Genomic DNA, 10,211 nt, shown 5'->3' on the forward strand with positions numbered 1-10,211 from the left:
TAGGCTGAGCGCCCGTGAAGGTCTTGGTGATCGGTACGGGTGGCCGCGAGCACGCTCTGGTGTGGGCATTGGCCCAGGACGCGGATGTCGACGAGGTGGTGGCGGCGCCGGGCAACCCCGGTATCGCCGTACTGCACCCGGCGTACGACGGGCAGACGATCGTCTGCCGGCCGGTGGACGTCTCCGACCACGCTGCGGTCGTCGCACTGGCGACCGAGATGGGTGCGGATCTGGTCGTTGTCGGGCCGGAAGCGCCGCTCGTTGCCGGGCTCGCCGATCCGCTGCGTGACGCCGGGATCGCGGTTTTCGGGCCGTCCAAGGACGCCGCCGAGATCGAGGGGTCGAAGGCGTTCGCCAAGGACGTGATGGCCGCGGCGAGTGTGCCGACCGGGCGGGCCTATGTCTGTACGACGCCTGAGCAGGCCGCCGAGGCGATCGACGCGTTCGGACCGCCGTACGTGGTGAAGGACGACGGGCTCGCGGCGGGTAAGGGTGTCGTGGTCACGTCGGACCGCGACGAGGCGCTCGCGCATGCGGCCGGTTGTGAGCAGGTGCTGATCGAGGAGTTCCTGGACGGTCCCGAGGTGTCGCTGTTCGCGATCACCGACGGGACGACGGTGCTGCCGATGCAGCCTGCGCAGGACTTCAAGCGTTTGGGTGACAACGACGAAGGCCCGAACACCGGTGGGATGGGCGCGTACACACCGTTGCCTTGGGCACCGGAAGGATTGGTTGCCGAGATCACCGACAAGGTGCTGCAGCCGACCGTCGACGAGCTGCGTCGCCGCGGTACGCCGTTCAGTGGTCTCCTGTACGCCGGTCTCGCGCTGACGTCACGTGGTCTGCGCGTGATCGAGTTCAACTGCCGCTTCGGCGACCCGGAAACCCAGGCCCTGCTGCCGATGCTGAAGACCCCGCTCGGTGGTCTGTTGCTCGCGGCTGCCACCGGCAAGCTGGCCGCGTACGACAAGCTGAGCTGGAAGAACGGCTCCGCGGTCGCGGTCGTGGTTGCCGCCAAGAAGTACCCGGCGAGCCCGCGCAGTGGCGACCCGATTACTGGTGTCGACCAGGCCGAGGGTGACGACGTCCGCGTCTTCCACGCCGGTACGGCGCTCGACGGCGAGGAACTCGTCACGTCGGGTGGCCGGGTGCTCGCGGTCAGTGCCACTGGCAAGGATCTCGACGAGGCGCGTCAGCGGGCTTATGCGGCGGTCGGTCAGATCCGGATCAAGGGTTCGCAGCACCGCACCGACATCGCGCTGAAGGCCGCCCGCGGCGAGATCACGGTGTAGCGTCCAAGCCCCAGACCTGCAGGTCGGGGTGCGGGCCGATCGTGCCGTCGATCGTGTTGTCCCGGATCGGGTTGACCCCGGCGAACTTCGGTACGCCGGGCAACGGGTGCTCGAAGATGTCGCGCAACCGCTCGTCCTCGATCCCCTCCACGCCCAGCACGGCCACCCGCCGTACGCCGGTCGCCGCCTCCTCACGCAGTTGCCGATGCAACGGGCTGAACCGCGGCAGAACCCGTGGCCGACGCACACCGCGCGCCTCCAGCGCCGAGTCGAGCGCGCGAATCGCCGGGCTGGCCGCCAGCCGCGTGACGAACTCGTACACGGGCAGACCGGACTCAGGCAGCAGATCGAGCGCAGCGCTCTCGATCCGCAGCCCGACAGACCCCGCGGCGGATCCAGCGCCCGACGCCGCGGTGGAGCCGTCCACCGAGTCCAGCGGGGCCTCGCCTTCCTTCACGCGTTGGCGCTTGTAGGCGACGTCTAGCTGGCCGGCGGTGGTCATGGTGATGAACACGGTCAGCGCCACTCGGCCGGCGCCGCCGAGGATCCAGGCGGTCTCGTAGTCCGTGAGTCTGTTCACCTTTGCCATGGTGCGGCGGAGACGGGGTCATCCGATCTGGGAGAATGGGCCTGTGAAACCCCGGATTCCGAATGTTCTCGCCTCCCGTTACGCCAGTTTGTCGATGGCGCGGTTGTGGTCGCCGGAGCACAAGATCGTGCTCGAGCGGCAACTGTGGCTCGCCGTACTGAAGGCGCAGCAGGAACTTGGTGTCGACGTACCGGACGGGGTTGTCGAGGACTACGAGCGCGTCGTGGACCAGGTCGACCTGGAGTCGATCGCGGCTCGGGAGCGGGTCACGCGGCACGATGTGAAGGCTCGGATCGAGGAGTTCAGCGCGCTCGCCGGGCATGAGCACATCCACAAGGGCATGACGAGCCGCGACCTGACCGAGAATGTCGAGCAGCTGCAGATCCGGGCCGGGCTCGAGCTCGTCCGCGATCGGGCGGTCGCGACCGCCGTACGGCTTGGTCAGAAGGCTGCTGATCACGCCGCGCTGGTGATGACTGGGCGGTCACACAACGTGGCCGCGCAGGCGACCACGCTCGGCAAGCGGTTCGCGTCGGCGGCCGATGAGCTGCTGGTCGCGATCGCGCGGCTTGAGGAGCTGATCGAGCGGTATCCGCTGCGCGGGATCAAGGGGCCGGTCGGGACTTCGCAGGACATGCTCGACCTGTTCGGTGGTGACCCGGCCAAGCTGGACAAGCTGGAGAGCGACATCGCCCAGCACCTCGGTTTCAGCCACACGCTGACCAGCGTCGGCCAGGTCTACCCGCGGTCGCTGGACTACGACGTCGTCTCCGCGCTGGTGCAGCTCGCCGCCGGCCCGTCGAGCCTGGCCACCACGATCCGGCTGATGGCTGGGCACGAGCTGGTCACCGAGGGTTTCAAGGAGGGCCAGGTCGGCTCCTCCGCGATGCCGCACAAGATGAACACCCGGTCCTGTGAGCGCGTCAACGGGCTGGCCGTGATCATCCGCGGCTACGCGTCGATGGCCGGTGAGCTGGCCGGCAACCAGTGGAACGAGGGCGACGTCTTCTGCTCCGTCGTACGGCGGGTTGCCCTGCCGGACGCGTTCTTCGCGCTGGACGGTTTGTTCGAGACGTTCCTGACCGTGCTGGACGAGTTCGGCGTCTACCCGGCCGTGGTGAGCCGCGAGCTCGAGCGGTACCTGCCGTTCCTGACCACGACCAAGGTCCTGATGGCCGCGGTGAAGAACGGCATCGGCCGCGAGACCGCGCACGAGGTCATCAAGGAGCACGCGGTCGCGACCGCGCTGGACCTGCGCAAGGGCCTGGCCGCGAACGACCTGTTCCACCGCCTCGGCGAGGACGGCCGCCTCGGCCTAAGCGAGGAGCAGATCGTCGGCATCGTCGGCGAACCGCTGTCGTTCACCGGCGCGGCCGTCGCGCAAGTCGGCACGGTCGTCGCCCGCATCGACGAGCTCGCCAAGCGCTACCCGGAGGCCGCCGCCTACAACCCAGGTGACATCCTCTAGCTCGTGTTCGAACCGCTGACCTGGGCCTTGGTGGGCCTCAGCCTCCTCGCGATGGTGTACGCCGCGGTCCTGGCTGCCCGGGACAAGCGGATCGACTGGCCGGTTCTCGGCGTACTGGGGCTGGTCGAGGTCGGCCTGCTCGCGCAGCTCGTCGTCGGCATCGTCCAGTTGGTCGGTACGGACCGGGACGTCTCGGGACCGTTCTTCGTCGGGTACCTGATCGGCGGGCTGCTGGTGTTGCCGCTCGGTGCCCTGTGGGCGCTGGCCGAGAGCAGCCGGTGGGGTGCGGGCGCGCTCGCCTTCGCCTGCCTGGTGATCCCGGTCGTCGAACAGCGCCTGCACGAAATCTGGATCGCATGAGCGCCGACCCTTCCGCGACCAAGCGTGGACCCGGGCGGATCCTCGTGCTCGTGTACGGCGTGTTCGCGCTGGCCGCGACCGCCCGTGCCGGCGTCCAGATCGCGACCCAGTTCTCCGACGCGCCGATCGCCTACCTGCTCTCGGCGGTGGCCGCGATCATCTACTGCGCCGCGACCTTCGCGCTGGCCAAGGCGACCGCGTTCTCCCGGCGCGTTGCGACGATCGCGATCGCCATCGAACTGATCGGCGTACTGGGGGTTGGTGCGTTCAGTTACGCCGTACCGGAGGACTTCCCGGATGCGACTGTGTGGTCGCACTTCGGGCAGGGGTATGGGTTCGTCCCGCTGGTGCTCCCGGTTCTCGGGCTGCTGTGGCTACGTCGTACTCGGTAGCAACGCGAACCGCAGCGCCCGCAGGATGAACTGCGGCCGAGCGAGCGCGGTCGGGTGGTCGAGCATCGTGGTGACGCGGTTGAACTGGACGTTCAGGTCGTCGTCTTTGGCGGTCGCCGCGAAGATCAGGCTGGAGAACCACTTCGTCAGCCGATAGCCGCGTGGGTATGGCCCGTCGACGTGCGGCAGCGCGAGGTCGGCCAGCGTCGAGAGCTGCCAGGCGACATCGACGACCACGTTGACGTCGTCGAAGTACGAGCGGGCTGGCTGCGTGAGATCCGGGTCCGAGGACAGGTACGCCGACAAGCACGAGGCATGCAGAGTCGCCGAGGTCATCCCTTGCCCGTAGATCGGGTTGAAGGACGCGACCGCGTCACCGGCCACGATCAGGCCGGCCGGGATCCGCTCCAGCGCGTGGTAATCGCGCCGGCGGCTGTCAGCTTGGTGATAGGTGTTCACCTCGCCGATCAGTTCACCGTACTCGGCGATCTGGGCGAACTCGGTGGGGTAGTCGGAGCGGCAACGCTTGCGGAAGTCCTCGATATCGCGAGTCGGCCGGTCGTCGGCGTACCCGGCGACGAGCACCAGCCAGCGATCGCCCTCGACCGCGAGGATGCCGCCCTGACGCAGTGGCCGGCCGCTGCCGGGCTGGTTCTGCGCGATCGAGACGCCGATCTCGGAGATCTTCGGGTCCCGCCGGAACAGCGCGCTGGCGTAGTTGAGCTTGATCGGCATCCGGTGCATCGTCGGCTGCGGCCAACCGGCTGCGCCGAGCCAATCGCTCAGCCGGCTCGAACGGCCGGTCGCGTCGACGACGAGGTCGGCGGGCACGGTGATGACGGACTCCGGTCCGGCGGTGCCGTCCGGCTGGTACCGCGCCGCGGTCACCCGGTCGCCGCTGATGTCGATGCCGTCGGCGCGGCCGTGCACGAGGCGGATGTTGCCGATCTCGAGCGTACGACGCCGGACCATCGACTCGAGGAACGGACGGGTGCTGATGAGCGCCTCGCCGAGCGAGCCCGGCGGCGGTCCCGGCCGGAGCTCGCCGTTGATGTAGGTCCGACTCTCTTCCGGCGGCGGGCTGGTCGCCCCAGCGGCCAGTGCCTCCGCCGTGAACCCGGGGAACCACCGATCCAGCTGCGCCTGCCCGGCCGGTAGCAACGCGTGCACCTGACTGCCCTGCGGTACGCCGGGCCGCGGCTCGGTGGAGTCGCCGGTCGTGTCCCGCTCGACGATCAGCACCTCGTCGGCGTGGTCGGACAGCACCCGGGCCGCCATCAGCCCGGCCATACTCGCCCCCAGTACGACGGCGCGTTCGATCAGGACCTTCGGTTTCGCCGGGCGCTCCACCCCCGTGATCCGGGCGAAGCGTTGTGCGGCGGACTCGACCATGGTGCCCCCCAGGCAGAAAAGTGGAAGTAGCTGCCACTTTAAGTCGGGTGCCTGATCACCGCGCGGTGGGCGCATGTCGCGACTCCCAGCCAACTGCCAGCCGCGCACAGGGACCACCCAAGGTTCGCTCGACAGCATCGAACTCATGCAGACATCAGGTCATCCTCGGGTCGAGATCGTCGTACCCGTCAAGAACGAGGAACACGACCTCGGCCCGAATATCCGGCGGTTGCGGGAGTACCTGGACACCGCCTTTCCGTATCCGGCCGAGGTCTGCATCGCCGACAACGGAAGTACGGACGCGACGTACGAGATCGGCTCGCTGCTGGCGGTCGAACTGCCCGGGGTCCGGGTGGTTCGGCTCGAGCAGCCGGGTCGTGGGCGGGCGCTGAAACAGGTCTGGTCAGAGTCGACAGCCGACGTACTCGCCTATATGGACGTGGATCTGTCCACCAATCTGAACGCGTTGCTGCCGCTGGTGGCACCGCTGTTCGCCGGGCACAGTGATGTTGCCATCGGCACTCGCTTGTCGAACGGGTCGCGGGTGGTCCGGCGGCCGAAGCGGGAGTTCATCAGTCGCTCCTACAATTTGTTGCTCAGGGCAACTCTCAGTACGCACTTCTCTGATGCACAGTGTGGGTTCAAGGCGATCCGGGCGGATGTGGCTCGCGAGTTGTTGCCGCATGTCGAGGACACCAGCTGGTTCTTCGACACCGAACTGCTGGTACTGGCCGAGCGTGCCGGGCTGCGGATCCACGAGGTGCCGGTCGACTGGGTCGATGACCTGGACTCCCGGGTCGCGATCGCCAAGACGGTCGGCGAGGATCTGCGGGGGATCGCCCGGTTGGCTCGGAGCCGGATCGACCTCGAGCCGATCAGGGCGACGTACGGGCGTCCTCGGGTGCTTGATCCACGAACGGCCTTGGCTGCAAGGATTCTGCGGTTCTGCGCGATCGGCGTACTGAGCACGCTGGCGTACGCGCTGCTGTATCTCGTGCTGAGACAAGGGATGCCGGCGCAGGTCGCCAACGTGCTTGCGTTGCTCATCACGGCAGTCGGCAACACCGCACTCAATCGACGGATCACCTTCGGAGTCCGCGGCGTCGAGGGTCGATGGCGACATCAGCTGCGCGGTCTCGTCACCTTCGGCATCGGCTGGAGCCTGACCGCGTGCTCGCTGTGGTTGCTGCACACCGCGGTGACCGCGCCGCATCAAGGCGTCGAGGTGACTGTGCTGACCCTCGCGAACCTCGCGGCGACCATCGTCCGCTTCAGCCTCTTCCAGACCTGGGTCTTCGACGACGACGCACCCACCCTCCCCGCAACCCTCGAACCTCAGGAGCAACTGACATGGCGACACTGACCGAATCCAGACCCCGAGTGGTCGCGAGACCACTCACGCTGAGCCGGGACAAAGTCCTGTACGGCGGGCTGCTGGTCCTGACCGCGATCGCCTACCTCTGGGGGCTGTCCAAGAACGGCTACGCCAACGAGTACTACGCGGCCGCCGTCCAGGCCGGATCGACGAGCTGGAAGGCCTGGTTCTTCGGGGCGTTCGACTCGTCGAGTTTCATCACCGTCGACAAGACGCCGGGCGCGTTGTGGGTGATGGGTCTGTCCGGGCGGATCTTCGGGTTCAGCAGCTGGAGCATGCTGGTTCCGGAGGCGCTGATGGGCGTCGCGAGCGTGGGCTTCGTCTACGTTTCGGTACGGCGATGGTTCTCGGCCAACGCGGGATTGCTGGCCGGCGGAATCCTCGCGCTGACGCCGGTCGCCGTACTGATGTTCCGGTTCAACAACCCGGATGCGTTGCTGATCATGCTGCTGTGTGCCGGAGCGTGGGCGGTCACTCGCGCGATCGACTCCGAGAAGCACGCGGCGCGCTGGATGATGCTGGCCGGTGCGCTGGTCGGGTTCGGGTTCCTGGCGAAGATGCTGCAGGCCTTCCTGATCCTGCCCGCGTTCGGGCTGGCGTATCTGGTGGCCGGCCGGTCCGCGCTCGGGAAGCGGATCGTGCACAGCGTGCTCGCGGTAGTGGCGATGATCGTGAGTGCCGGCTGGTGGATCGCGATCGTCGAGTTGGTGCCGGCGTCGGCGCGGCCGTGGATCGGCGGGTCGTCGACCAACAGCATTCTCGAGCTGACGCTTGGGTACAACGGTCTCGGGCGACTGAACGGGAACGAGACTGGGTCTGTTGGTGGCGGTACCGGGAATCCCGGTTGGGGTGGTGCGACTGGGGTTCAGCGGTTGTTCGGTGGTGAGTTCGCGTCGCAGATCGCTTGGCTGCTACCGGCTGCGCTGCTGGCGATCGTCGTACTGCTCGTGGCTGCTGGGAAGGCGCCGCGGGCGGATCGGACTCGGGCGTTCACGATTCTGTGGGGCGGCTGGCTGGTGGGGACCGGATTGGTCTTCAGCTTCATGCAGGGGATCATCCACAGCTACTACATGATCGCGCTGGCGCCGGCTATTGGTGCGCTGGTTGGGGCGGCGATGATGGTGCTCTGGCGGCGCCGGGACGAATGGTTGCCTCGGGCAACTCTTGCTGGTGGGATTCTGCTGACGGCCGGATGGAGTTTCGCGCTGCTGAACGAGACGCCGAGCTGGAATCCGTGGTTGCGGTGGGTCGTGTTGATCACTGGAGCGATCGCGGCCGGGGCGGTGTTGATGGTGCCTGAGTTCGGGCTCAATCGGGCGACGGCTCGGCGGGTCGGGTTGGCCACGGGGGCGTTGCTGATCGTGACGGCGCTGGCCGGGCCGGCGGCGTACTCGGTGAGCACGATCGCGACAGCCCACGCCGGTGCGCTCCCGACCGCTGGGCCCGAGGGCGCCGGTGGGATGGGCGGACGCGGCGGGATGGGTGGTCGCGCAGGCGGACCGCCCGGGCAGACCGGTACACAACCTGGGACGACGACTGGAACTGCACCGACTGGCGGGATGCGTGGTGGTGGAGGGTTCCTTGGTGGGGGCGGGATCAGCAGTGTGTCTAGTGAGCTGGTTGCGTTGTTGCAGAAGGGATCGACGGGGTACACCTGGGCCGCAGCGGCGGTAACCGCTAACGGTGCTGCGCCGCTGCAGATCGCGGCCGAGGTGCCGATCATGGCGATCGGTGGGTTCAACGGGACGGATCCCGCGCCCAGTCTGGCCGAGTTCAAGGAACTGGTTGCTCAGGGCAAGGTTCACTACTTCGTCGGCAGTTCCGGCGGCGGGTTCGGTGGTAGCCGGGGCGGCACCTCGTCCGAGATCTCCACCTGGGTATCCGAGAACTTCACCGCTCAAACCGTCGGCAGCACCACCGTCTACGACCTCACCACCAGTAACTAGGAGCATTTGATGACGAATCCTCAGCTTCCAAGCGGGAAGGTCCTGGCCGGAGCCGGCTCCCTGGTGGCGGTACTCGCCTTCCTTGGTGGCATGGCGGTCGGGCACGCGTGGGACGGCAGTTCGAGCGGTACGACGCAGTTCGGCGGGCCTGGTGGCGGCGGGTTCCGGCAACTGCCCGGGAACGGGCAGGGCGGCGTACCGGGCCAGCAGGTTCAGCCTGGTCAGCAGGGTCAACCGGGGTAAGGAAACGTGCCCGGCGAGTGTGAGCTCGCCGGACGTTTCCGGGCAAGGGGTGGTGTGACATGTGTCGAGTGGGGTAAGCATCTGGGGGTGGAATGGTCGAACGTCACCTGGTTCCTGACCGCGCTCGGTGCGGTCGTCGTGCTGTTGACGCGCGTCCGGCTCGGGGGTGCAGTGGTCGACGGCACCGGCCGATCCAGTGGCGTGGCCGGGTATTCGGCTGCCCTGCTGCGGATTCACACCACCGTGGGTGTGCTCACCCTGCTGGTCTGGATCGTTGCCTTGGTCACCGGTCGCCGTGAGATCGCGCTCCTCGGGCTGGCCGGCTGGTGGCTGCTGGCGGTGGTCGGATTGTTGCTTCTGGCCCGTTGGCTACCGAGCGGCGGCAAACATTCCGAGCACTCCCGCGGTGACGCCTGGGGCTCCGGTGCGGGACTCTCGCTCCTCGGCCACATCGGCGTACTGCTCGGCACCGGCTACTTCACCTGGGTCACCGTGACCGACCGTCTCTGACCAACCCGTCCAGTACGGCGGCAACAGTCCGCCGTACACCGTCCTCGAAGTCAGCCTCCGACAGCGTCGAGCCGGTCCCGGCGACGCGGTCGTACAAGAGCCCATCCAGCATCGCCGCCAGCGGCCACGCTGCCCGCTCAGGATCCGGTACGCCGAGTGCCGCGAGCAGTTGTCCCAGCATCTCGCGCAGTTGCCGCCCACCGGTGTCGATCGCGGTCCGCAGCTCGGGCTGCCGACTCGCCTCCAGTGACAGCTCGTAGCGCGCGATCAGGTCGTCAGGCCGCTCGGTAGCGAGCCCGAGGACCATCGCGACCACCAGTTCGGTCGGCGGCAGCTCGGTCTGGGCTGGACCGACCGTCTCGACATCGCGGGCGAGCATCCGGTTCACGCATGCGGTCAGCAGCGCGCTGCGGGTGCGCAGGTAGTACGACGTCGATCCCGGCGGCAGCCCGGCTTCGCCGTCGACAGCCCGATGCGTGAGCCCACGCAGCCCCCGGCGAGCCACCAGCCGAATCGCAGCGTCCGCAATCGCATCCCGCCGCTCCGCCCCCAACGGCACCCGCTTACTCACCCCCGCAGTCTCCCACCCCCACCCACCCCCCCACCGACCCCCACACACCCCACCGACCCCCACGCACCCCACC

11 protein-coding genes are annotated in these 10,211 nt (G+C 68.0%); 8 read left to right on the forward strand and 3 right to left on the reverse strand.

The window, feature by feature from the left end; genetic code table 11:
• The first annotated feature begins 14 nt into the window (after nucleotides 1-14).
• Complete coding sequence (gene purD, locus ABD231_RS11860; RefSeq protein WP_344149475.1) at nucleotides 15-1,292, forward strand: phosphoribosylamine--glycine ligase; 1,278 nt, start codon at nucleotides 15-17, stop codon at nucleotides 1,290-1,292.
• Here the strand turns inward: purD and ABD231_RS11865 are convergent.
• Complete coding sequence (locus tag ABD231_RS11865) at nucleotides 1,282-1,872, reverse strand: hypothetical protein (protein WP_344149477.1); 591 nt, start codon at nucleotides 1,870-1,872, stop codon at nucleotides 1,282-1,284. The genes purD and ABD231_RS11865 overlap by 11 nt on opposite strands.
• 7 nt (nucleotides 1,873-1,879) lie before the next feature.
• Between ABD231_RS11865 and purB the strand changes: the two genes are divergently transcribed.
• The 3 genes from purB to ABD231_RS11880 are packed head-to-tail and all read left to right on the forward strand — an operon-like array spanning nucleotide 1,880 to nucleotide 4,101.
• Nucleotides 1,880-3,349 (forward strand): adenylosuccinate lyase, encoded by a 1,470-nt coding sequence (purB, locus tag ABD231_RS11870; protein WP_425554170.1) that lies wholly within the window; start codon nucleotides 1,880-1,882, stop codon nucleotides 3,347-3,349.
• A 3-nt stretch (nucleotides 3,350-3,352) separates the two neighbouring features.
• Nucleotides 3,353-3,709 (forward strand): hypothetical protein, encoded by a 357-nt coding sequence (locus ABD231_RS11875; protein ID WP_344149481.1) that lies wholly within the window; start codon nucleotides 3,353-3,355, stop codon nucleotides 3,707-3,709.
• Complete coding sequence (locus ABD231_RS11880) at nucleotides 3,706-4,101, forward strand: hypothetical protein (RefSeq protein WP_344149483.1); 396 nt, start codon at nucleotides 3,706-3,708, stop codon at nucleotides 4,099-4,101. Before ABD231_RS11875 ends, ABD231_RS11880 begins: the two co-directional genes overlap by 4 nt.
• On the opposite strand, the gene ABD231_RS11885 is transcribed toward ABD231_RS11880, so the two are convergent.
• The gene (locus tag ABD231_RS11885; protein WP_344149485.1) at nucleotides 4,084-5,493 is read right to left on the reverse strand and encodes an FAD-dependent oxidoreductase; all 1,410 of its coding nucleotides are present in this window, start codon (nucleotides 5,491-5,493) and stop codon (nucleotides 4,084-4,086) included. The two genes, ABD231_RS11880 and ABD231_RS11885, sit on opposite strands and share 18 nt — an antisense overlap.
• 145 nt (nucleotides 5,494-5,638) lie before the next feature.
• Here ABD231_RS11885 and ABD231_RS11890 point away from each other — a divergent pair, with 145 nt between their 5' ends.
• The 4 genes from ABD231_RS11890 (at nucleotide 5,639) to ABD231_RS11905 (ending at nucleotide 9,567) form a co-directional block, all read left to right on the forward strand.
• Entirely contained in the window at nucleotides 5,639-6,856 is a 1,218-nt protein-coding gene (locus tag ABD231_RS11890) for a bifunctional glycosyltransferase family 2/GtrA family protein (protein WP_344149487.1), read from the forward strand.
• Nucleotides 6,844-8,814: a glycosyltransferase family 39 protein gene (locus tag ABD231_RS11895; protein WP_344149489.1), complete on the forward strand. Its 1,971-nt coding sequence runs from the start codon at nucleotides 6,844-6,846 to the stop codon at nucleotides 8,812-8,814. Before ABD231_RS11890 ends, ABD231_RS11895 begins: the two co-directional genes overlap by 13 nt.
• A gap of 9 nt (nucleotides 8,815-8,823) precedes the next feature.
• Nucleotides 8,824-9,057: a hypothetical protein gene (locus tag ABD231_RS11900; RefSeq protein WP_344149491.1), complete on the forward strand. Its 234-nt coding sequence runs from the start codon at nucleotides 8,824-8,826 to the stop codon at nucleotides 9,055-9,057.
• Nucleotides 9,058-9,144: 87 nt separating this feature from the next.
• Complete coding sequence (locus ABD231_RS11905; protein WP_344149493.1) at nucleotides 9,145-9,567, forward strand: hypothetical protein; 423 nt, start codon at nucleotides 9,145-9,147, stop codon at nucleotides 9,565-9,567.
• Here the strand turns inward: ABD231_RS11905 and ABD231_RS11910 are convergent.
• Nucleotides 9,545-10,138: a TetR/AcrR family transcriptional regulator gene (locus tag ABD231_RS11910; RefSeq protein WP_344149495.1), complete on the reverse strand. Its 594-nt coding sequence runs from the start codon at nucleotides 10,136-10,138 to the stop codon at nucleotides 9,545-9,547. The two genes, ABD231_RS11905 and ABD231_RS11910, sit on opposite strands and share 23 nt — an antisense overlap.
• Nucleotides 10,139-10,211 lie beyond the last annotated feature (73 nt).

Origin of the sequence: Kribbella yunnanensis (genome assembly GCF_039529655.1) — a bacterium.
GTDB lineage: Bacteria > Actinomycetota > Actinomycetes > Propionibacteriales > Kribbellaceae > Kribbella > Kribbella yunnanensis.